Raw genomic sequence first — 21,549 nt, forward strand, 5'->3', positions numbered from 1 at the left:
CAATTGCCGCTTTAACGCGGCCGTACGCCACTAAGCCGCACCCAGCCTTCACGAATCACCGGCTCATCCATAGCGAGCCCCTGGGCCACATAGGCCTCGTAAACCTCATCGGCCTGGTTGGCCAAAATCCCTGATAGCGCAATGCGACCACCAGAAGCCAAGTGGCCGGCAATCATTGGCGCTAGCTCAACCAGCGGGCCCGCTAAAATATTCGCGGTCACGATAGGGTAGCCGCCGCTATCGCTTAACTGCTCAGGGTAGTAGAGGTTTAAATCCGACTCGGCGATACCGTTGCGCTCGGCATTATCGCGGCTGGCCTGTAGCGCCTGGGGGTCAATATCGGTGGCGTCGGCGTGACTAGCCCCCAGCTTGAGCGCGGCGATAGCGAGAATGCCTGAGCCGCAGCCCACATCAAGTACGGGGTGCTGGGCTAAGTGACCGGCTACGGCCAGTTCATCCAGCCACTCAAGGCAGAGTGCTGTGGTCGGGTGCGTACCGGTACCAAAGGCAAGGCCGGGGTCGAGAATCAGGTTGACGGCGTCGGCTTGAGGTGGCTCGTGCCAGCTAGGCACAATCCACAGGCGTTGGCCCATGCGCAGCGGCGTGAAGTCATCCATCCACTCGCGCTCCCAATCTCGATCGGCGAGCAGTTCATACTCTATGGTGGGACAGGGCTCGCCAGGCATCTGTTCGGACCAAGCGGCCTCAATACGCTCCAGCATGCTCTCGACGCCCTCCAGGTCATCGTACAGGCCGGTGAGAATGGTATCTTCCCATAGCGGCGTGGTGCCACGCTCTGGCTCAAATACCGGATCATCGTGGGCGTCCTGAAGGCCAATGGCCGTCGCACCTTCGTCAAGCAGCAGTTCTTCGAGGAACTCTGCCTGTTCGGGAGCGACGTGGGCTTTGAGTTGAAGCCAGGGCATGGAGAGTCTCCGCGGGGCAAATAAAAGGCAAATACAGTAAAGACAAAAACGGGGTGGACATGGCCACCCCGCTGGGCATCAAGCATAGCGCTGGAAGACGTTAACTGCTGAGTTTCTTTTCCAGATAGTGAATGTTGACACCGCCTTGACGGAAATAGCTGTCGCGAACCAAATCCTTTTGCAGGTCGATATTGGTTTTAATGCCTTCCACCAATAGCTCGTCGAGGGCATTGCGCATCCGCGTCAAGGCTATTTCACGATCCGCGCCCCAGGTGATCAGCTTGCCGATCAGGGAGTCATAGTGCGGAGGCACGGTGTAGCCGGTATACAGGTGAGAGTCCATACGAACGCCCAAACCACCCGGAGCGTGAAACAACGTTACCTTGCCGGGCGAAGGCATAAAGGTGCGCGAGTCTTCGGCATTAATCCGGCACTCAAAAGAGTGGCCGTTGAGCTGCACATCCTCCTGGCGAATCGACAGCGGCAGACCCGAGGCAATACGTAGCTGCTCTTTGACGATATCCACGCCGGTGACCATTTCGGTGACCGGGTGTTCAACCTGAACGCGGGTATTCATCTCGATGAAGAAGTATTCACCGTCTTCGTACAAGAACTCGAAGGTGCCCGCACCGCGGTAGTTGATCTTGATACAGGCCTGGCGGCACGCTTCAAGCACCTGGGCGCGGGCATCTGGGTCGAGGCCTGGTGCCGGGGCTTCTTCAAGCACCTTTTGGTGACGACGTTGCAGTGAGCAGTCGCGGTCATAGAGATGAATCGCGTTACCCTGACCGTCGGCTAGCACCTGTACTTCGACGTGGCGCGGCTTCTCAAGGAATTTTTCCATGTAGACCGTGCCATCACCAAAGGCGGCGTGGGCTTCCGTGCGGGTAACGGTAATCGCCGAGAGCAGATGGCCTTCCGTGTGCACTACGCGCATACCGCGACCACCGCCGCCAGAGGCCGCTTTGATGATGACCGGGTAGCCAATGCGACGCGCGGTGGCGAGATTAGTGGCGTCATCGTCACCCAAGGGGCCGTCTGAGCCTGGCACCGTGGGAACGCCTGCTTCCTTCATCGACTGGATGGCGCTGACTTTGTCGCCCATTAGGCGAATCGTCTCGGCGCGGGGGCCAATAAAGGTAAAACCCGAGCGCTCAACCTGTTCGGCAAAGTTGGCATTTTCAGACAAAAAGCCGTAGCCAGGGTGAATAGCGGTTGAGTCGGTGACTTCGGCCGCACTAATCAGGGCCGGAATATTTAAATAAGATTGCGCTGACGACGCCGGGCCAATACACACGGCTTCATCCGCCAGGCGAACGTGCATTAGTTCACGATCAGCTTTGGAGTGTACCGCTACGGTTTTAATGCCCAGTTCTTTACAGGCCCGCAGGATACGGAGGGCAATCTCGCCGCGGTTGGCGATAAGTACCTTGTCCAGCATGGGAGAGTCCACCCGTGTTGAAAATGAAAGATTAAGCGATAACGATCATGGGTTGATCGAATTCTACTGGCTCGCCATCTTCCACCAGGATGGCTTCCACCACACCGTCACGGTCAGCTTCAATCTGGTTCATCATTTTCATGGCTTCAATGATGCATATGGTGTCGCCTTGCTTGACGCTATCGCCGACTTCGACAAACGACTTGGCGCCCGGCGCAGGGCTACGGTAGAAGGTGCCTACCATGGGAGAGTTGACCGCTTCACCGCGGTAGCTAACGCCCTGGGGTTCTGCTTCAGCAGCAGGCGCTGCCGCCGGAGCACCCGCTGCAGGGGCTGGAGCGTAGCCAGGCTGCTGAGCATATTGCGGCATGGGCTGTGGCTGCCACGAGGCGCCATTAGGGTGGCGGCTGATACGTACTGACTCTTCACCTTCCTGAATTTCAATCTCGCTAATATTGGATTCTTCGAGCAGCTCAATCAGTTTCTTAACTTTGCGGATATCCATGGCATAGCCCCATCAATGTCATAACAGAAGATTATGAAAAATAGTCACAGAGCTAACCCTAGCCAGCAGGCAAGGGTGCTGTGCGGCACTTATGTAAGCGCAGTAAACCAAATGTAAAAATGAAGAGAACGCTGCATGTTAGCGAACGTTACCCCGTTCTCACCGTTAAAAAGCAAGTTTTTAGCTAATATGGCAGCGGAGTTTGCCGAAAAAGTGCCAGGATGTCCAGCAACAGCCTAAGTCAACGTCTATATCTGCTTGCCGCTAAGAATTAAACAACTGTTTGACGATGTTCGCTGCAAAAAGCCGTTTTAGCGCTTCAACGTGCTGCTATGACAGGTATTGAAATCAACGGTTCACTAGCCATTGGCTGACTGTTTCGAGATGCTCGTGCAGTTGGTCGGCAGTCACTTCACCTTGGATGCGTGCAGGACGGATCTCTTCACCCTGGCTAAAAAACAGCAGACTGGGAGGGCCGAAAAGATTGAATTGGTCAAGCAACTCACGACTCTGGGCGTTAGTGTGGGTAACATCGGCGGCGATCAAGGTGTAATTACTTAGCGCTGCGGAAACCTGTGGGTCGGGATAAACATCCCGCTCCAGCAACTTGCAGGAAATGCACCAGTCGGCGGTAAAGTGAACAAACGCCGGCTGATTAGCGCCTTCAGCTTGGGCAATTGCCGCTTCAAGCTCGGTTAAGCTGCTTACCTCAGTAAAGTCGAGTGTTGCTGCTTGCTGCTCGCCGGAAAGGCTGGACGTTGCCGCGAGAGGGCGCAGGGGGTTGCTGCCGCCTTGAGCGGCACCAATTACCAGCACTATTCCCCAGACCAACAGCATTAGCCCCAGCGTTTGGCGTGCCCGCGGCCACCCCTGTGGCTGATTGAAATTTAACGCCCCCAAGGCGAGCGCTGTGCCAAGCGCAAGCGCTGCCCATAGCAACAGCGCAATGGGCGCGGCCACTAAACGCTCGATCATCCAAATCGCGACGCCCAACAGCAAAAGGCCAAAGGCAATTTTCACCCCATTCATCCAGGCGCCCGAGCGGGGCAGCAGCGTGGTACCAAAGGTGCCGACTAACAGTAGCGGTACGCCCATACCCATGCCCAACGCAAACAGCACCGCGCCGCCCATCGCCGCATCACCGGTCGACGAGATAAACACCAGCGCGCCCGCTAAGGGTGCTGTTACACAGGGTGACACCACCAGCACCGAGAGGGCGCCAGCCAAGGCTAAGCCCGCCGGTCCACTGCGCTGTGCTCGGGCCTGCCAAGCGTCGATACGGTTGGCTAGACGGGGCGACAGGTTAAGGTTAAAGGCCCCGAACATGGCCAACGCGAAGAGCGTGAACAGCACGGCAAAGGTGATTAATACCGGGGCTGACTGTAGACGCGCTTGAAGATTAAGCCCGGCACCAAACAATCCCATTAACACCCCGACCAGCGCGTAGGTCAGCGCCATGCCCATTACGTAACTGAACGAGAGTGCAAAGGCGCGAGGGCGGGTAGGGTTTTGACCCACCACGATCGATGACAAAATCGGAATCATCGGCAGCACGCAGGGGGTAAAGGTAAGCCCCAGGCCAGCAATAAAAAACAGCCCCAGCCCTAGCGGCAAGCTGGCATCGCTGATCAAAGCGCTAAAGCGGCTGTCTTCGCTTTGGGGGGCGGCGAAACCATTCTGTTCAGAGGTGTTAGCGGCTGAAGTGTTGGCTGCTGGACTGGATGCCGTACTATCGGCTTGCCAATCGGCAAACTGGCTGGGGGGTTGGGTTTCGCTGGCCTCTAGGGTTGTTTGCTCTGGAGGGTAGCAGAGCCCGGCATCTGCGCAGCCTTGAAAGGTCAGGGCAATATTGAGCGGGCCTGAGTAGGGTGCTTCCAGCGGTACTTCAAACACTACCTGATCGCGGAACACATACACATCGCCCATAAACTCATCGTTGGTAAAGATGCCTTGGGGGATAATGGGGTCGCCGAGACTGACATCCTCCGTTTGGCTGACTACCGCGAACTGGTGGCGATATAGGTAGTACTCATCTGCGATATCCATGCCGATATAGAGCGTATTGCCATCATGCCAAGCAGTCGGCTGAAAGGCTTCCATCACTGGCAAAAATTCGTCTTGGTTGCTAGATGATGAAAACCATTGGGCGTTTGCACTTAGCGGTAGCAAGCCAAGAAAGAAAATCAATAATGTAAACAGGCTCAGGCGTTTAAGAGATAACACGGTGCGTCCTTAATCAATGGCATCGCAATGAAAGGCGAACAGCATACCGCAACCTTAAGCCCCTGGCGTATACGCTGCGGTGACGTGACGCGGCCGTTAATAATGCGTTAATCCTACGCATATAAAAAGACCGCCCGAAGGCGGCCTCTTATCCCATTGGCGGCGGGTAGATACACCGCAAGGAGATTGTTACGCTTTTTGATAGGCAGTAACGGACTTTTCAATCGCCTTACGTGCGGCATCTGCGCCTTCCCAGGACTCGACTTTTACCCATTTGCCTTTTTCGAGATCTTTGTAGTTCTCGAAGAAGTGTGCAATTTGCTGGCGCAGTAGCTCAGGCAGGTCAGTTACTTCATGGACATCGTCGTAGAGCGAGCTGAGCTTGGCATGGGGCACGCAGATTAACTTGGCATCTTCACCGGCTTCGTCGGTCATGTTCAGAATGCCGACCGGACGTGCGCGAATAATGCTGCCAGGTTGAACTGGGTGCGGGGTAACCACCAAGGCGTCCAGGGCATCGCCATCATCGGCCAGAGTGTGTGGGATAAAGCCATAGTTGGCGGGGTAGAACATGGGGGTGGCCATAAAGCGGTCAACGAGGAGTGCGCCCATGTCCTTATCAATTTCATATTTAATTGGGTCGTGGTTAGCTGGAATTTCGATCACCACGTAAACGTCGTTGGGGAGATCCTTTCCAGCGGGGATATTATCGAAGTTCATCGTTGATTCCTTGATAGTGCTGTGGCTAAAGTCGTGCAGTGATTAGGCAATCGTTTCAAAGTCGTTTATGGCGAAGAATTATACGAACATGGCTGCCCGATTACCAATGCGACATAGGTTGGCCGCTAGGAGCCCTTCAAATTAGATGAATACGATAGAGACGTTTGGTGGGCATCGTTTCTGCTCTGCTGCGTGTATCATAGGCAGAGTTTATTGACAGTATTGGTTGACAGTGATGTCCCTCGATCGAGTCGGCAGCCTAGGAGGATGACTTGTCGCACGCCCAATTGCTCATCAGTTATGGTCAAGCGTTTGTCGCGCCCGATAGGCGCCTGCACCGCAGTTCAATGTCGGTTCGCTTTCCTGAAGCGCCGCTGCTTCGCGCCAAAGGCGGCTGCGCGGTGATTAGCGACTCCATTTCACGCAATACCATGGCCAAGCAGGCGGGGGATATAAGTGTACGCGGCTTCCTGGCCGACTATTTTTCTACCCCCGACCACTGGGATGTTAAAACGTCGGCCACCCGCGTACTACGCGCGCTCAACAGCTGGTGTTACAGCCAAAGCCAGCATGTTAAAGAGGGCAGTTTTGTCTCCTCTATGTCAGCGATGGTATTTCGTGGTCGCGAAGCCCACCTGTTTCATATGGGCGATACGTTGGTGTTTCGTTTACGCGGCGCGGAGTTTGAGCAATTGAGCCGTGACCATGTAACCGACTTGGGCGGCTATCGCTACCCTTCACGGGCACTGGGTATGGACGGCAGTGTCGATATCGATTACACCCACGTTGCGCTTAAACAGGGCGATTTGTTCCTGTTCACCACCCAGGGCGTGCGCGGCACGCTGTTGCCATCCGACTATGTGCGCCTGATTCGTCAGGACGCCAGTGATCTGGATGCCGCCTGCGAGCGCTTAGCCGATGAGGCCAAGCAGCGCGCCCAGGAGCGCGGCTATGGGGGGGATCAGTTCTGTTTCCAGCTGGTACGTATAGATGAACTACCCGATGAGGTCACCGAGCACCCGGGGCAGCTATACGGCGATCTGCCGATTCCCCCTGAGCTGGCACCGGGTGAGCGTTTAGACGGCCTGGAGATTCTCGCCGTGCTATCGCGAACGGCCCAGTCGCGGGTTTATCGGGTCCGTGATGTGCATAGCGAACGGGAAATGGTGATGAAAGCGCCTAGCCCTGAGCTTTCGCTGCGCAATGCTTATCTTGAGCACTTCCTGCTCCAGCAGTGGGTAGTGGAGCGCGTTAATTCGCCCTTTGTGGTGAAGGTGATGGAGCCATCCCGGCCACGCCGCTACCTGTATTATTTGATGCAACATATTGAAGGCGAGACGCTGCGGCAATGGGCGGAGCGCCATCCTCAGGCGAGCCTGACCCAGCGCCTGGATATCGCCAATCAGCTGGGGAAAGCGGTGCAGGCGCTGCATCATCGGGACATTATTCATCAGCAGATCAATCCCGATAACATCTTGATTGACCCCCACGGCAAGCTAGTGCTCACTGATTTTAGTGCTTGCCATATGCGCGATGGTGAAGGCCACCGTCACTCCGGTGAATTGCTCCGCCAAATTGGCTTTAACGAGCACACCGCCCCTGAATATGCCTTGGGCGACAGCATCGGTCGACGCAGCGATCAGTACTCGCTAGCCTCGACGGCTTACTGGCTGTTAACCGGTGCTTTGCCCTATACGTTGACACCCAATCGTTTGCGCAGTCATACCGACCTTGAAGAGTTGACCTATCGCAGTGCGCGTACCACTAACCCGGAAATCACGCCAGAACTAGACGATGCGCTTCGCCGTGCCTTGGACCCTCAAAGGGCACTGCGGTTTAGGCGCATGTCCGAGTTTTTGCATGCGTTGAGGGTGCCGCTTGGGCGGTTGCCCCATCGGGAAGAGAACCGCCAGGAGCCGCGGCGTTTCTGGCAGGGCGTGGCGGGCATTCTGTTACTGCTGCTAGTGCTTTCCTGGTTGTTGCGCTAAGCCCAAGCAGCGAACTGGACATAAAACGGGGCGATGAATCACTTCATCGCCCCGTTTTTTTATTGCCGCTATTTTTAGCCTTGCTGGGTTAGCTGTTTACAGCGTAAAAATAGGCAGCTTGCGCTCTGCTTTGGCCAGTTTTAGCTTAGCCACTTTAGGCAGGCCGTTTTCAAACGGCGGAAAGTCCTCGCCCTGAATCAGCGGTGAGAGATAGTCACGGCAGGTCTGGGTAATCGCAAAGCCGTTTTCGCTGATAAAGTCCCGGGGCATAAACTTCTCTTGGTTAGCCACCTGGGAGAGCGGGGCGGAGATCACGTCCCACTGGTAGGGCGTCTGGGAGATACGGCGAATAGCGGGCATCATGGCGTTTTTACCCGCCAGCGCCAAGGTGACCGCTTCGCGGCCCACCGCATAGGCTTGTTCAACGTCAGTTTTAGACGCCAGGTGACGCGCCGCACGCTGGAGGTAGTCAGCCACCGCCCAGTGATACTTGTAGCCCAAATCCTGCTTGATCATACCGGCAAGCGTCGGGGCTACGCCGCCAAGCTGACGGTGGCCGAAGGCATCGGTATTACCCGCATCGGCCAGGAAGGTGCCATCTTCATAGCGAGCGCCTTCAGAAACCACAATAACGCAGTAGCCATACTGCTTAACGCTCTCTTCAACCCGCGCCATGGCCGCTTTACGGTTAAACGGAATTTCCGGGAAGATAATCATATGTGGCGGCTCGCCTTCGGCTTCGCCTGCTAAGCCACCCGCGGCGGCGATCCAGCCCGCGTGGCGGCCCATGACTTCAAGTACAAATACCTTGGTGGACGTTGCACACATGGAGGCGATATCCAGCGAGGCTTCCAGGGTCGAGGTGGCAATATACTTTGCCACGCTGCCAAAGCCTGGGCTGTTATCGGTAATCGGCAGGTCGTTGTCCACGGTTTTAGGCACGTGGATAGCGGTCAGCGGATAGCCCAGCTTCTCGGAAAGCTGCGAGACCTTTAAGCAGGTGTCGGCGCTGTCACCGCCACCGTTGTAAAAGAAGTAGCGAATATCGTGGGCCTTGAATACCTCGATCAAGCGCTCGTACTGGGCGCGATGGGTATCAATATCTTTCAGCTTATAGCGGCAGGAGCCGAAAGCGCCGCCCGGTGTATGGCGTAGAGCGGCAATCGCTTCATCGCTCTCCTGGGTAACGTCGATCAGGTCTTCCGTTAAGGCACCGATAATGCCGTTATGACCGGCGTAAACCTTGCCAATCTGATCGGGTGCTTGACGGCAGGCTTCGATAACGCCACAGGCGCTGGCATTGATCACGGCGGTGACGCCACCGGATTGGGCGTAAAAGGCATTATGCTGGGCCATGGAAACGTCTCATCTCCTGAAAACGGTTGGGTAAATCGGCAACAATCTCCCACTGCTAGGTATGCTCTGGTTACAGGCGGCAGTGGGGTTACAAAATGGCGCTACTGCAATGTCGCAAAGTTTAGCGTAAAGCCCTGTTGACTGCATTAGCTGCGGCGGTCTGTTAATCCCCGCCGTCCATCTCCTGTTCACGCTGGGCGAGCTGCCAGCCACCCAGGTCTTTATAGCGATTGACCATGGCGCAAAATAACTCTGCAGTGCGCTCGGTGTCGTAGCGAGCGGAGTGGGCAGCCTTGTTGTCAAACTCAATGCCCGCGGCACGACAGGCACGGGCAAGCACCGTTTGGCCATAGACCAGACCTGCAAGTGTGGCGGTGTCAAAGCTTGAGAACGGGTGAAAAGGATTGCGCTTAATGCCGCAGCGATTGACTGCTGCGTTCAAGAAACCCTGATCGAACGCCGCATTATGGCCGACTAAAATAGCTCGGGTGCAGTCGTGGGCCTTGATCGATTTTCGGATCGGGCGGAAAATTTCTCCCAGCGCTTCCGATTCACTCAGTGCTACCTGACGGCGCAGGGGGTCGTCCAGGTTAATACCGGTAAAATCGAGCGCGGACTGCTCCACGTTCGCCCCTTCAAAGGGCTGAATGTGGTAAGCATAGGTAGCATCAGGAAGCAGGTTGCCCTCCGGATCCATGGTCAGCGTGACGGCGGCTATCTCAAGTACGGCGTCGCCTTGGGCATTAAATCCCCCGGTTTCTAAATCAACGACCACGGGCAGGTAACTGCGAAAACGTTGGGCCATTAATTCGCGGGCAATTGCCTCGCTCATGCAGCTCTCCTCAGTGTAAAGCGAGTAATCAGTCAACATCAGCGGCAAACCACCGCTTTGAGTGGTGTGATTCTAGCAGCTTTAGCCCCCAGGCGTCGTTGACGGTATTCGCTGGGCATTGAGAACGCTATACTCAAGGTCTGTTTCAAAGGGCTATCTCAAAGGTCTAGCCCCGAGAGCGATCGCATTAGCCGAGCGCTAATGGCAGATGTGGTTTTTACTCATGAATTTCTTATCGTCAACGAGGAGCAAAGAATGTCCGATGTCAAAAAGGTTGTGCTGGCGTATTCAGGCGGCCTGGACACATCCGTAATCGTTAAGTGGTTGCAAGAGACCTACAACTGCGAGGTAGTGACTTTTACTGCCGACATCGGTCAGGGCGAAGAAGTCGAACCGGCGCGAACAAAAGCGCAAGCGCTTGGCGTAAAAGAGATTTATATTGAAGATCTGCGCGAAGAGTTCGTGCGTGACTACGTCTACCCGATGTTCCGCGCCAACACTATTTATGAAGGCGAATACCTGCTGGGCACCTCTATCGCTCGGCCGCTAATTGCCAAGCGCTTGATCGAAATTGCCAATGAAACCGGTGCCGACGCTATTTCCCATGGTGCGACGGGTAAAGGCAACGACCAGGTACGCTTTGAGCTCGGTGGCTATGCTCTGAAGCCCGGCGTCAAAGTGATCGCCCCTTGGCGTGAATGGGACCTAACCTCCCGCGAAAAGCTGATGGCTTACTGCGAAGAGCACAAAATCCCCGTCGATTTTGCCAATAAAAAGAAAAAGTCGCCCTACTCAATGGATGCCAACCTGCTGCATATCTCCTACGAGGGTGGCATCTTGGAAGATCCGTGGGCCGAAGCGGAAGACGATATGTGGCGCTGGAGCGTTTCTCCTGAAGCCGCACCTGATACCCCGACTTACGTTGAGCTGACGTATGAAAAGGGCGATATCGTGGCCATCGACGGCGAGCCGTTGAAAGCGCATGAAGTGCTCGAAAAACTCAACAAACTAGGTGGCGACAACGGTATCGGCCGGCTGGATATTGTTGAAAACCGCTACGTGGGTATGAAATCCCGCGGCTGTTACGAAACTCCAGGGGGCACCATTATGTTGCGTGCCCACCGCGCGATTGAGTCGCTAACCCTAGACCGCGAAGAAGCCCACCTGAAAGATCAACTGATGCCTAAATACGCGGAAGTGATCTACAACGGTTATTGGTGGAGCCCCGAGCGCCGCATGCTGCAGGTGGCGATTGACGAGACCCAAAAGAATGTATCGGGCGTCGTGCGTATGAAACTCTATAAAGGCAACGCTATCGTGGTGGGGCGTAAATCTGATGAGTCGCTATTTGATGAATCAATCGCTACCTTCGAAGATGATGCGGGCGCTTACGACCAGAAAGATGCGGAAGGCTTTATCAAGCTGAACGCGCTGCGGTTACGCATTGCCGCAGGTAAAGGGCGTAAACAGAGCTAATAAAAAGAGCACTGCAAACCTTGCTAGAGCGGCAGGCAATTACTGCCGCTCTACAAGAAAAGGAGCCAATGTGTTTAAAAAGGAGCCATTATGCTAAAAAAAATACTTTCCGGTCTCTTTGGTAGTGATCGTCAGGCTGAGCCAGGCGCTACCACCAAAGCTGCTGAACCGGTGGAATACAAGGGCTACGAAATTGTCTCTCAGCCAGATGATCAGAGCGGTCAGTACCGCGTCAGCGGCTGGATTCGTAAGGCGGATGCCAGCGGTGAAACCCTGGAACACCGCTTTGAGCGTTCCGATATGCTGCCAGGGCGAGATGCCTGCGATACCATGATGGTCACCAAAGCGCAGCGCTATATCGATGAAGTCGGCGAAGCGATGTTTGAGCCCGACCCTCGCCGGGCAGGCGATAGCGAGTAGTTATGCCGCCAAACACATTGAGTAAAGGAGAGGCGTATGCGTGTAGTACACCAAGCCTCGCCCTGGCGCTCTCTATTCCATGAGAATGGAACGCTTAATACCTCGGCGCTCAACGCGCCGTTAGACCATCTGTTCTCTAAACTCTTCGCAAAGCTCTCCTCGCCGAACACCTCATTAGCGGACGCCTACGCTTGGCAACTGTCGCTGGTGGAAACATTGGTGCATTACGACCTGCCCGCCTGGCGTATTAGCCAGATTATCAGTGACCACAATGCTTCACTGTATCGCCAAGCTGTTGCGCTATCCCTGGACGAAATGCAGGCGCAAGGGTGGGGCCCACCGCCAGTCGGCTACTGTGTTCTGATGTTAGGCTCTGCGGCGCGTTTCGAAAGCCTGCTAGGCCCCGACCAGGATAATGCGCTGATTATTGATGACTATCCGGATTACCGCCATGTGGAGATTGACGGCTACTTTCAAGCGCTAGGCGAACGGTTTACTCAACGCCTGGATGAAGCAGGCATTCCACTCTGCCATGGTCATGTCATGGCGCGTTGGCCGATGTGGCGCAAACGGCTTAGCGAATGGCAGGCACAGCTTGAGATATGGAGCGCCGACCGACAGGTAAAGCGCGTACAGCAGACCAATATTTTGCTCGATTTTGCCCCGGTAGCGGGTAACCCAGTGCTTGCCGAGCAATTGGGTAATAGCATTGCTTCAATACTTCCCAAAGCGTCACTGTTTATGAACGAAATGGCGGCGCTACTGGAAGAACTGCCGGTGGCACTGGATCGTTTTGGCCGCCTCGCCTCAAGCCCGGGCCTGGATGCTCCCCACGAGCACGCCATTAACCTTAAACATCAAGGCTTGCTGCCATTGATCAGCGCTGCGCGCTTGCTCTGTCTGCGCTATGGGCTAGCCAACATAGCGACACGCGAACGCTTGATCGCGCTTAGTCATAGGGCAGATGTGCTAACCTCGGCTGAATCAGAGCTGCTGGTGGCCGCTTTTGAGCGTCTGCAGCAGCGTCTATTGGATCAGCAGCGGTATAACAAAGCCCGTGGTCAAACCGCCGATGGCTGGGTTGACCTGCGGCGCCTGCGCGAAGATGAGCGTCTATTGCTGAAGTTTGACCTGCAGCAGGTTCGATCCTTTGTTCAGAGAGTGAAAAACGCCTAGCCTGAGTCGGGGGGAGAAGCGTCATCCGGTGCCGCGGGGAGTTCTAGCGTTAAGCAGGCGCCGCCTAAGGTTTTGGCATCCTCGACCCATAGCCGCCCCCCCAGGTGGGCAATAATGCCCCGACTAATCGGCAACCCTAAGCCGCTGCCTCTTGGCCGACCCCTAGGAATATCGTCGTCCTGCTGAATTTGATGAAATTTTTCAAACACGCGTTCACGCTCGTCTTCGCTAATCCCCGCGCCGTTATCCTCCACGCTTAGCCGGAAATGACGGCGATGGCGATAAAGCGTGAGGCGTACTTTTGGCTGCTCTCGGTCAGCAAACTTGCCCGCGTTATCAAGCAGATTAATAATCACCTGCTCCAAGCGGTCATGATCGCCGACTACCATCGCAGGGTCAGCTGCTAAGCTAACGTCTAGTGCAATGCCGCGCTCTTCATGCAGATGGGCAATGGCATCAATGCTGTGCCGCGTCAGGGCGGCAAGGTCGAGGGGCACGGGATTAAGCGTTAAACGGCCGCTCTCCAGGCGGGCAAGGTCCAGGATCTCCTCAATTAAACGCGACAGCCGCTGGCTCTCGTGAACGATGACACCCAGAAAATGCTGGCGCTTCTCATCAGGTAGTTGCCCGCTATCGCGCAAAATTTCGGCAAAGGCACGTATGGAGGTGAGGGGGGTACGTAGTTCGTGGCTGACCATGGCGACAAACTCATCTTTCAAGCGATCCAGCTCGCGTAGTCGTTCATTGGCGCTACGCAACTCTTCGCCGATTTGCACCAGTTCCTGGGACTTCTGCTCCAAACGGCGGTTGTACTCCAGGGTTTGTGAGGTGGTGTCCAGAATGCTCAGAATCGACTCAATATCCAGTGCCTCGCCGCGTACCACCGAGTTGATGAGTACTCGCGCTGAGGAGCTGCCCAGCGCCCCCGCCAGCGCCTGTTCGGCACGGGTGATCAGCTCGGCAGTGGCGGGCTCATCCGCTGCATAAGCGCTTTTACTTCCGCTATGGCTGAATACACGGCGGGTGGTCTGGGTACCCAAATAGCGAACAAGCAGCTCTTTGAGTGCCCCCTGGGTAGTCTGCCCGCGCCATAGTGATGTCGATAGCGAGGTGATTTGCAGGTTGGGGTGCATCGCCTCTGTGAACAGCGCTGCCTGGGTTTGCTCAAGGGGCGTGGGGCGGGTAAATAGCGATACACCCACCAATAACCCCACGTTGGCCAACATGCTCCAGAGCAACGAATGGGTGTAAATGTCCCAGTTCTCCAGACCGAATAAACCATAGGGCATCAGCCAGGCAATTCCCCAGGGGCCTTCAGTGAGCAGCGAGGCATCTAGCCAGCCGGACTGGGCAAACCCGGGAAGCAGCAGCGTATAACACCAGATTAAGAAGCCGGCGATTAAGCCAACAGTGGCGCCTTGGCGAGTAGCGCCGCGCCAATACAGGCCAATTAACAGCGCCGGGGCGAACTGGGCCGCTCCGGCAAAGGAGACCAGCCCAATCGTCACTAAACTATAGGAGTCACCAATCAGCGCATGGTAGAGATATCCGAGCAGTAGAATCAGCACGATAGCGATGCGGCGAATACCCAGCAGCCAACCGGCAAGCTCGCCTTTGGTACTTAGGTGCAGCCGCCTTGAGCGCAGTAACAGCGGCATCACCAGCTGGTTGCTCACCATGGTGGAGAGCGCGATGGTCTCGACAATCACCATACCTGTCGCCGCAGACAGGCCACCAATAAACACCAGTAGCGGCAGCCCTTCTAAACCGGCTGAAAGTGGTAGCGTCAGCACAAAGCTGTCCGGGTCACCCGCGCTTACGCCTAGCAGCAGGCCCGCCAAAGCAATGGGGATAACGAATAGGTTAATCAGCAGCATGTAAAGGGGAAATAGCCAGCTCGCTCGAGCCAAGTGCTGCTCGTCGACATTTTCGACCACCAATACCTGGAATTGCCGGGGCAGCGTTAGAAAAGCCAGAAAGGCCAGCACCAGCATACCTACCCAGCCGGTGGCGCCACCAGGAACGCTGTCCAAACGCATGCTATCGACAAGGGCGGGCGTGGCTGCTACCTGGGCAAATAGCGCGGCGGGGCCTTCAAACATCACGAATACGACAAACACGCCAACGGCCATAAAGGCGACTAGTTTGACTATTGATTCCACCGCGATTGCCGCCACCATGCCTTCATGACGCTCACTGGCATCCAGGTGGCGCGTGCCAAATAGAATAATAAACACTGCCAATACCAGGGCGACCCAGAGGGATTTATCCATCCAGAAGTGTTCATCTACCAAGGTGGTGTCGGCCGCGCGAGGATAATTAATCAGCACCGCGTGGCTCACGGTAATGGCTTTTAACTGCAGGGCGATATAGGGGGTGATGCTAATGAGGGCCATCAGTGCCACCAGCGCGCCTAAACTGGTGCTTTTGCCATAGCGGGCGCTGATAAAGTCGGCAATGGAAGTGATTCGCTGCCGCGCGGCGATGCGCACCATCTTGCGGATGACAAAAGGAGCCAGCAGCATCGCAAGCGTCGGCCCCAGGTAGATGAGTAAAAAGCTGGGGCCATACTCGGCTGCGCGGCCAACGCTGCCGTAGAACGTCCAAGCCGTGCAGTAAACAGCGATGGAGAGGGCATAGACCGTTGGCGAGCCAATGATTGAGCGGCCCTGCTCCGCTCGCCGGTCACCCCAGGCGGCGACCACAAACAGCAGCGCCAGGTAGCCAAAGGCGGTGCCGAGGATAACGGCCTCACTACGCACGGTTAGTGGCCCGCTCGCTGTTCCATTAGCCAAGCGGTTAGGCCAATCACCACTGCCCAGGCGATAAATAGATAGAGCGGTAACCAGCCCACGCTAAAAGCCGGCAGGCGGTCTACGACAATAATCAGCGGAGGACAGAATAGCAGCAGGGCGATAGCCACTAGCGCTATCAGGCGCTCATTGCGTCGCGATTTCAGGCCCGATGGTTTCATAACGCACTGGCGTCCTGTCGATCAAAGGCGTTGGCTTGCAGCGCTAACAACTGCTCAAGCGTATCGACGCCGCGGGCTTCTAGCCGTGGCAGCAGGGCTAGCCATAGCTCAGCGGTCACACGGGCATCGCCTAATGCAGTGTGGCGGGTGCCCGGCGGAAAAGCCAGGTCATAGCGCTGGGCCAGGCTATCCAGATCATGCCCATCGAGCGCTTCGTCCAGTGCCCGCGAAATCAACAGGGTGTCGATGATGGGAATATCAAAGGCGACCCCCTTGTGGCTGATGGCGAGCAGATCAAAGGCAGCGTTATGGGCCAGTAATACCGCTTCGCCGACATAATCACGAAAGCGAGTAAGTACAATGTCCAGCGGCGGCGCACCGGCCACATCGGCATCGGTCAGGCCGTGAATTGCCGTGCTAGCGGGGGGGATTGGACGCTGCGGATCAACTTTTTGATCGAAGACCTCGCTGGCCAATAAGCGTGCGTTGACCACGCGGCAAGCGCCAAGACTGATCACCGTGTCACCTCGGCGCAGCTCAAGCCCAGTGGTTTCCGTATCAAAGGCGACAATTTCCAGGCTGCGCAGCGTTCGGCTGGCCAGCGCTTCATCCGGTGGTGGCAGGTCGGCAATGCCAAAGTCATGGAATTCAGGGCGCGGCGGTGCGGTTTCGCGTGGGGCGCCGACGCGTTCCATGGCGGGTAGGGGAAGTCGTAGGCGTGAATAAACGCCATTATCGTCAGCCAGACTCCAGATGTCACTGGCGTGTTGACGTAGCACATCGGCGACGCTGGGCGTCAACGGCAGTGAGTTGAGCGGCTGCTGGCGCCACTCCCCCAGTTCATGCTCGGGGATCGCCTTGCCACGCCAAATAAGGTCGAGGTAGACGCGTTTGTTACCCAGGCATATCTCACCTTCAAAGCCACTGTCAGGCAGATGGGTATTGAGGTGTTTGACCAGCGAGTCAAACAGCGCGATCAACGCAGGTGCGTCGCCTTTAAACCAGGCGGGCATGCCCACCGGGGTGATCAAGCGGTGCTCCGGGTCAAGGCGCTCATCCAGCGCTTGCCAGAAGTCGTTTGACCACATAGGCGTTAAGCGCTCGCCCTGGTGTTGCATATCGTCGAGCAATTGGCCGATTTTCGCCACGTTGTCGCCGAGTGTAGCGCCTTCTTCTTGGATAACCCGCTCAAAACGCTGGCGCAAAGCAGACGTGCTGGCATCGTTTTGATTGCGCAGTTGAATCAATGCATCGGCGGCGCTGGTCAGGCTGGCGGTATGCTGACGCAGCGGTGTCAGCATATCGGCCAATTCCGCCCTAACGCCCATTTCATTCGACCAGGAAGCGGTGGCGTCACTAAAGGTCAGCAGTGTTTCGCCATCGCTACCCGGCACGCGGCGTAAAATCACCTTGAGCCAACGATCATCACAGGGCGCTAGCAGCTCTCTGGGAGAACCGTCGTTGGGCAGTTGGCTGAGCACTTGCTGTAAGCTCGCGACCGGCAGCAGCGCCTCCAAGCGTTTGCCCAGCCCTAGCCCGGTGTTACCCTCAAAAAAGTCCTCGGCCGCCTGATTGAACAGCATGAGACGGCGGTGGTGATCGCACAGTAGCAGCGGTGTTTCGAGTACTTGCAGCAGCGTTTCCAGCTCTTGGCGAATGCGTGCCGCGCTGCGGGCGCCGTCTGCATGGGCGGTGGCTAAACGGCTACGATCCGAACGCCAGCTTTCGCGCACCCGGCGTAGGTCGGGTCCCAGCCCTTTGAGCCAGCCTTCGGGTGGATGTTCGTCCCGGGCATCGGGGTTGGCGACTAAGCGCGCCAGCTGCACCTGTAAATGGCGCAGCGGGGTAAACAGCATGCGTTCAAGCAGCAAGCCGACTAAAAAAATCGTTGCGCCACCGGAGAAACTGCCTAGCCAAAGGGCAATGCGCGTTACCCCAGTAGGGGCGAGCTGGGCATCCAGCCAAGCGGCAAAAATGGCCCCACCCAGCAGGCTGATGCCGCTAAGCAGTAGCCACAGACCCATCAGGCGCTGACGTTTGGGTAGCCCGCCCCGGGTCATGGCTGCTCCTCAGTCAGTAGCGCTTTGACTTTTTCCACCAGCGACTGGGTTGAGAAGGGTTTGGTGATGTAATCATCGGCGCCCAGCGCCATGCCTTTCTCCCGCTCAACATCACGCCCGTGAGCGGTCAGCATGATAATCGGCAGTTGGGCAGTGGCCTCTTTGCCACGCAGCTGTTCTAACACGTCAAAACCGCTAATTCCCGGCAGGCTAATATCGAGGAGCAGTAGATCGGGCTGGCTATCATTCACTCTTGCCAGGGCCTGTTCACCGTCTTCGGCAGTGACGACCTCGAACCCCGCTTGCTCCATCAGGAATTCCAGCGATAAAACAATGTTGGGTTCGTCATCGACAACGAGCACTTTAGCCATGGAGCTCTCCTGCTTTTATTTGTTTTAACATTGCATGGAGTCTAGTTAGATCTAACCGGTCAGCCAAGACGACCTTGGCCGAATGCAGGCAAGATAAGGGGCTGTCTCGACAGGGGTATTTCTATAGGGCCATTTCAACAGGGCAATCAGGAGCGCTTTGTTACACTATTGGCCTCTTTGCCATGGCTTGACGAGTGATGGCTGTTCTCTGATCTGTTTGCTAAGGCTACCAATGCGCGTACTCCTGTTATCCGCCTACGAAGCGGTGAGCCACAGCTACTGGGCACAAAGTTTGATGGCGCAGCTTAATGAGGTGTCATGGACGCTTTTGAGCCTGCCGCCGCGCCATTTCGCCTGGCGTATTCGCGGTAACCCGCTGAGCTGGATGCTAAAAGAGCATGACACTCTCAGTCAGTCGTTTGATGTAGTGCTGGCCACATCAATGGTGGATCTGGCCACGCTGGTGGGGCTTTTTCCGCATCTTGGCCGAGCAAAAAAGGTCGTCTACTTTCATGAAAACCAGTTCGCCTATCCTGAATCGAGCGATCAGATGCCACAAGTAGAGGCCAAGATGGTTAACCTCTATACGGCGCTGGCAGCGGATAGCGTGGTGTTTAACAGCGCCTATAACCGCGACTCCTTTATTGATGGTGCGCGAGCCTTTCTGAAAAAAATGCCCGAAAACCTCCCAGCAGCTAAGCCACTTGAAGCGCTACGCGAGCGGGCCATGGTAATGCCGGTGCCCATTGGTGACAGTTCAGAACCTGGCCACCACACGGCTTTTAAAAAAACAATGCCGCAGCGAATTGTTTGGAACCATCGCTGGGAGTATGACAAAAACCCGGACGACTTCTTTGCCGTGTTGTTTGCGTTAAGCGAAGCAGGCATCTCATTTGAGCTGGCGGTGCTTGGCCAGCGTTTTCGCCAAGGTCCCGCTATTTTTGCCGAGGCTGAGCAGCGTTTAGCCAGGCATATTGTGGCTTGGGGGCCGCAGCCGGAGGAGGCGTACCGCGAACTATTGGATAGCGCGGGCATTGTGGTCTCGACCACTTGGCATGAGTTTCAAGGCTTGGCGATAATGGAAGCGGCCCAGCGCGGGGCGTTACCACTGGTGCCCGATCGGCTCTGCTTCCCGGCGCTTTACCCTGCAGCCTATCGCTATGACGGCTCTCGGGAAGGGCTTTATGACCGGCTTAGTGCTTGGCTCACCGATCCTGCGGCTCGCCCTGAACGCCTTGATACCGCCGTTTGGGAGTGGCCCGCTTGGCGTGAGGCTTATCGGCAGCTTTTATTAGTCGAGCCGGTCTAAGCGCCGCGTCGGCCAGTGAACCACGGCGGTGTGACGACGCATCTTTTGCGCAAGTGCTGGGTGTTCCCGGCGAATCACCTGCTCGGCAAACTCGGATAGAAAGTGTGATTTTAGCTCCGCCCGGGCGCGGTCTACTCCGCTATGTTGATAGGGCGTCGAAGCCAGCAGCATAAAGCCATCGTCTGGAATGCGTCCGGCGCGCATATTGGCGTCAATAATAGTGGCCGCGGTGCCAATGGGTACCGCTAAATCAGGGCCGTAGGGGCCTATGATCAAGGCAGTATTGGGCAGGTGCAGAAAATCAAAGCCCCGGCCAATGCAGATTACCTATTCACGGTGTTCGATATCCAGTTCCCGCTCAACACCCTGGAGTTCGCTAACGTGGGCAAGGTTGCCTTCCAGCAGGGGTAGCAGATCTCGTAGCATGTCATGAGGCATATCCGGGCAAATAGCGTTCAGTTGACTGCTCAGCCCCTCGGCAGCTCTCCCTACCCAGTCGCTTACATCCAGGGTCGCACCCTCTTTGCCGTGAATAATTAGCGCATCGCTGTCGGTTTCAAAGCCACATACCAGCGGATAAACCTGCTGATGATCGTGACCGAATAGCTTGCCCGCCTGTTCGGCAATGGCATAGGCGTGGGCTTTCGCCGCTTGGGTGTCGCAGTTGAAACCGGCGCAGCCGCGGGCCTGGTTGCCACGGGAAAAGTGGTAGGTGATCAGCATCAGGGTGGCGCGCCCGGCCTGAGCTGTATCGACTACTGTATCGGTCAGTAGCTCACCCAAGTAAGGCCAACCCAGATCGAAAATGCCGCCGAGATTACGAAACGGGGTAATAATCCCTAACGGCGTGCGCGTGGCGTGGGGAATATGAATCCGCCCATCCATACACTTCATTACCACGATGGAGGTTGGGTGCTCGGCCGTATAACGTTGCCGCGCCAGCCAGGCCCCTGGGCTACAGAAGTGCTCGGCGTGTTGCCGTGACAAATCCAGCAGCGCATCAATTCGCCGTGCAATCGGCTGATCGTGGAGTAGCGTGGCGGGGCTAGGCATGGCGGGTTCCATCAGCTAAGTTTTTTGTCGACTATGCGAGCTCGGTTTTGTCTTTATAGTCGCACAGATCCTCGATAATGCAGCTACCACAGCGGGGTTTGCGTGCGATACAGGTGTAGCGGCCGTGCAGAATCAGCCAGTGGTGAGCATCGTGAAGAAACCCTTTTGGCACATGGCGTAGCAGTTTCTGCTCCACCTCAACGACATCTTTGCCTTTAGCGATGCCGGTGCGATTGGATACCCTGAAAATATGCGTATCCACCGCCATGGTGGGCTGACCAAACGCCGTATTGAGTATTACATTGGCCGTTTTACGGCCTACGCCGGGCAAGGCCTCCAGCGCTTGGCGGGTATTGGGCACTTCACCACCGTGCAGATTAACGAGCATGTGGCAGGTTTTCATCAGGTTTTCGGCTTTGGTGTTGTATAAGCCAATGGTTTTGATATGTGCTTTAAGCGCGTCGATACCTAAATCAATGATCGCTTGGGGCGTGTTAGCGACTGGGTAGAGCCGCGCCGTGGCTTTATTGACCCCTACATCGGTGGCTTGAGCAGAAAGCAACACGGCGGCCAGTAGCTCAAAAGGCGTGTTCCAATTAAGCTCGGTAGTCGGGTGCGGGTTCTCTGCCTGAAGGCGAGTGAAAATTTCATGACGCTTTTGGGCATTCATGGCGGGTCTCTTAATAATTACGTTATAAAGACGAGCAGTTGTTTACATG

The 21,549-nt window shown here is 56.1% G+C and carries 17 protein-coding genes and 1 pseudogene; 5 read left to right on the plus strand and 13 right to left on the minus strand.

Going from position 1 to position 21,549, the window contains the following annotated elements:
- Nucleotides 1-11 precede the first annotated feature (11 nt).
- The 5 genes from prmA to ppa all read right to left on the minus strand — a co-directional run bounded on the left by prmA (nt 12) and on the right by ppa (nt 5,815).
- A complete protein-coding gene (gene prmA / locus U738_RS07870; RefSeq protein WP_035579004.1) occupies nt 12-926 on the minus strand; it encodes a 50S ribosomal protein L11 methyltransferase in 915 nt (304 codons plus the stop codon).
- Between the two features lie 100 nt (nt 927-1,026).
- Nucleotides 1,027-2,367 (minus strand): acetyl-CoA carboxylase biotin carboxylase subunit, encoded by a 1,341-nt coding sequence (accC, locus tag U738_RS07875; protein WP_035579006.1) that lies wholly within the window; start codon nt 2,365-2,367, stop codon nt 1,027-1,029.
- A gap of 31 nt (nt 2,368-2,398) precedes the next feature.
- On the minus strand, nt 2,399-2,872 hold the full coding sequence (gene accB, locus U738_RS07880; RefSeq protein ID WP_035579007.1) for an acetyl-CoA carboxylase biotin carboxyl carrier protein: 474 nt from the start codon (nt 2,870-2,872) through the stop codon (nt 2,399-2,401).
- Between the two features lie 348 nt (nt 2,873-3,220).
- Nucleotides 3,221-5,095: a protein-disulfide reductase DsbD gene (gene dsbD, locus U738_RS07885; protein ID WP_035579009.1), complete on the minus strand. Its 1,875-nt coding sequence runs from the start codon at nt 5,093-5,095 to the stop codon at nt 3,221-3,223.
- 189 nt (nt 5,096-5,284) lie between these two features.
- Nucleotides 5,285-5,815 (minus strand): inorganic diphosphatase, encoded by a 531-nt coding sequence (ppa, locus tag U738_RS07890; protein ID WP_022523655.1) that lies wholly within the window; start codon nt 5,813-5,815, stop codon nt 5,285-5,287.
- A 272-nt stretch (nt 5,816-6,087) separates the two neighbouring features.
- Here ppa and U738_RS07895 point away from each other — a divergent pair, with 272 nt between their 5' ends.
- Entirely contained in the window at nt 6,088-7,803 is a 1,716-nt protein-coding gene (locus tag U738_RS07895) for a bifunctional protein-serine/threonine kinase/phosphatase (protein WP_035579011.1), read from the plus strand.
- 96 nt (nt 7,804-7,899) lie between these two features.
- Here U738_RS07895 and U738_RS07900 read toward each other — a convergent pair whose 3' ends face one another.
- Together U738_RS07900 and rnt are read right to left on the minus strand one after the other, a co-directional pair.
- The gene (locus tag U738_RS07900; protein WP_035579013.1) at nt 7,900-9,159 is read right to left on the minus strand and encodes a 6-phosphofructokinase; all 1,260 of its coding nucleotides are present in this window, start codon (nt 9,157-9,159) and stop codon (nt 7,900-7,902) included.
- A 163-nt stretch (nt 9,160-9,322) separates the two neighbouring features.
- Nucleotides 9,323-9,991: a ribonuclease T gene (gene rnt / locus U738_RS07905; protein WP_035579015.1), complete on the minus strand. Its 669-nt coding sequence runs from the start codon at nt 9,989-9,991 to the stop codon at nt 9,323-9,325.
- Between the two features lie 255 nt (nt 9,992-10,246).
- Here rnt and U738_RS07910 point away from each other — a divergent pair, with 255 nt between their 5' ends.
- The 3 genes from U738_RS07910 to U738_RS07920 all read left to right on the plus strand — a co-directional run bounded on the left by U738_RS07910 (nt 10,247) and on the right by U738_RS07920 (nt 13,063).
- The gene (locus tag U738_RS07910) at nt 10,247-11,467 is read left to right on the plus strand and encodes an argininosuccinate synthase (protein ID WP_035579016.1); all 1,221 of its coding nucleotides are present in this window, start codon (nt 10,247-10,249) and stop codon (nt 11,465-11,467) included.
- Between the two features lie 90 nt (nt 11,468-11,557).
- Nucleotides 11,558-11,887 (plus strand): HlyU family transcriptional regulator, encoded by a 330-nt coding sequence (locus U738_RS07915; RefSeq protein WP_035579018.1) that lies wholly within the window; start codon nt 11,558-11,560, stop codon nt 11,885-11,887.
- Between the two features lie 36 nt (nt 11,888-11,923).
- Nucleotides 11,924-13,063 carry a DUF294 nucleotidyltransferase-like domain-containing protein gene (locus U738_RS07920; protein ID WP_035579019.1) on the plus strand — a complete coding sequence of 380 codons (1,140 nt, stop codon included), beginning with the start codon at nt 11,924-11,926 and terminating at the stop codon, nt 13,061-13,063.
- On the opposite strand, the gene U738_RS07925 is transcribed toward U738_RS07920, so the two are convergent.
- Genes U738_RS07925 through U738_RS07940 form a run of 4 tightly spaced genes read right to left on the minus strand, consistent with a single transcriptional unit; the run spans nt 13,060 to nt 18,468 of the window.
- Nucleotides 13,060-15,825: a sensor histidine kinase gene (locus tag U738_RS07925; protein ID WP_035579020.1), complete on the minus strand. Its 2,766-nt coding sequence runs from the start codon at nt 15,823-15,825 to the stop codon at nt 13,060-13,062. The two genes, U738_RS07920 and U738_RS07925, sit on opposite strands and share 4 nt — an antisense overlap.
- Before the next feature lie 2 nt (nt 15,826-15,827).
- Nucleotides 15,828-16,037 (minus strand): hypothetical protein, encoded by a 210-nt coding sequence (locus tag U738_RS07930; protein WP_035579022.1) that lies wholly within the window; start codon nt 16,035-16,037, stop codon nt 15,828-15,830.
- Entirely contained in the window at nt 16,034-18,097 is a 2,064-nt protein-coding gene (locus U738_RS07935) for a 3'-5' exonuclease (protein ID WP_035579024.1), read from the minus strand. The genes U738_RS07930 and U738_RS07935 overlap by 4 nt, the downstream gene beginning before the upstream one ends.
- Nucleotides 18,094-18,468: a response regulator transcription factor gene (locus U738_RS07940; RefSeq protein WP_035579026.1), complete on the minus strand. Its 375-nt coding sequence runs from the start codon at nt 18,466-18,468 to the stop codon at nt 18,094-18,096. Before U738_RS07940 ends, U738_RS07935 begins: the two co-directional genes overlap by 4 nt.
- A 232-nt stretch (nt 18,469-18,700) precedes the next feature.
- Here U738_RS07940 and U738_RS07945 point away from each other — a divergent pair, with 232 nt between their 5' ends.
- Nucleotides 18,701-19,777, plus strand: a complete 1,077-nt coding sequence (locus U738_RS07945) for a tRNA-queuosine alpha-mannosyltransferase domain-containing protein (protein ID WP_035579028.1) — start codon at nt 18,701-18,703, stop codon at nt 19,775-19,777.
- Here the strand turns inward: U738_RS07945 and U738_RS07950 are convergent.
- Both U738_RS07950 and nth read right to left on the minus strand, forming a co-directional pair.
- A pseudogene (locus U738_RS07950) lies at nt 19,760-20,830 on the minus strand (hypothetical protein). The gene U738_RS07945 and the pseudogene U738_RS07950 sit on opposite strands and share 18 nt — an antisense overlap.
- Before the next feature lie 31 nt (nt 20,831-20,861).
- Nucleotides 20,862-21,500 (minus strand): endonuclease III, encoded by a 639-nt coding sequence (nth, locus tag U738_RS07955; RefSeq protein ID WP_035579030.1) that lies wholly within the window; start codon nt 21,498-21,500, stop codon nt 20,862-20,864.
- Nucleotides 21,501-21,549: the final 49 nt, after the last annotated feature.

This window comes from Halomonas sp. TG39a (assembly GCF_000744395.1).
GTDB lineage: Bacteria > Pseudomonadota > Gammaproteobacteria > Pseudomonadales > Halomonadaceae > Vreelandella > Vreelandella ventosae_B.

Excerpts from the sequence above, each read along its gene's own strand:
- rnt (WP_035579015.1), bottom strand. The coding sequence starts at position 9,991 with ATGAGCGAGGCAATTGCCCGCGAATTAATGGCCCAACGTTTTCGCAGT.
- accC (WP_035579006.1), bottom strand. The coding sequence starts at position 2,367 with ATGCTGGACAAGGTACTTATCGCCAACCGCGGCGAGATTGCCCTCCGT.
- U738_RS07915 (WP_035579018.1), top strand. The coding sequence starts at position 11,558 with ATGCTAAAAAAAATACTTTCCGGTCTCTTTGGTAGTGATCGTCAGGCT.
- U738_RS07935 (WP_035579024.1), bottom strand. The coding sequence starts at position 18,097 with ATGACCCGGGGCGGGCTACCCAAACGTCAGCGCCTGATGGGTCTGTGG.
- prmA (WP_035579004.1), bottom strand. The coding sequence starts at position 926 with ATGCCCTGGCTTCAACTCAAAGCCCACGTCGCTCCCGAACAGGCAGAG.
- U738_RS07930 (WP_035579022.1), bottom strand. The coding sequence starts at position 16,037 with ATGAAACCATCGGGCCTGAAATCGCGACGCAATGAGCGCCTGATAGCG.
- U738_RS07910 (WP_035579016.1), top strand. The coding sequence starts at position 10,247 with ATGTCCGATGTCAAAAAGGTTGTGCTGGCGTATTCAGGCGGCCTGGAC.
- accB (WP_035579007.1), bottom strand. The coding sequence starts at position 2,872 with ATGGATATCCGCAAAGTTAAGAAACTGATTGAGCTGCTCGAAGAATCC.
- nth (WP_035579030.1), bottom strand. The coding sequence starts at position 21,500 with ATGAATGCCCAAAAGCGTCATGAAATTTTCACTCGCCTTCAGGCAGAG.
- U738_RS07945 (WP_035579028.1), top strand. The coding sequence starts at position 18,701 with ATGCGCGTACTCCTGTTATCCGCCTACGAAGCGGTGAGCCACAGCTAC.
- ppa (WP_022523655.1), bottom strand. The coding sequence starts at position 5,815 with ATGAACTTCGATAATATCCCCGCTGGAAAGGATCTCCCCAACGACGTT.
- U738_RS07900 (WP_035579013.1), bottom strand. The coding sequence starts at position 9,159 with ATGGCCCAGCATAATGCCTTTTACGCCCAATCCGGTGGCGTCACCGCC.
- U738_RS07940 (WP_035579026.1), bottom strand. The coding sequence starts at position 18,468 with ATGGCTAAAGTGCTCGTTGTCGATGACGAACCCAACATTGTTTTATCG.
- U738_RS07920 (WP_035579019.1), top strand. The coding sequence starts at position 11,924 with ATGCGTGTAGTACACCAAGCCTCGCCCTGGCGCTCTCTATTCCATGAG.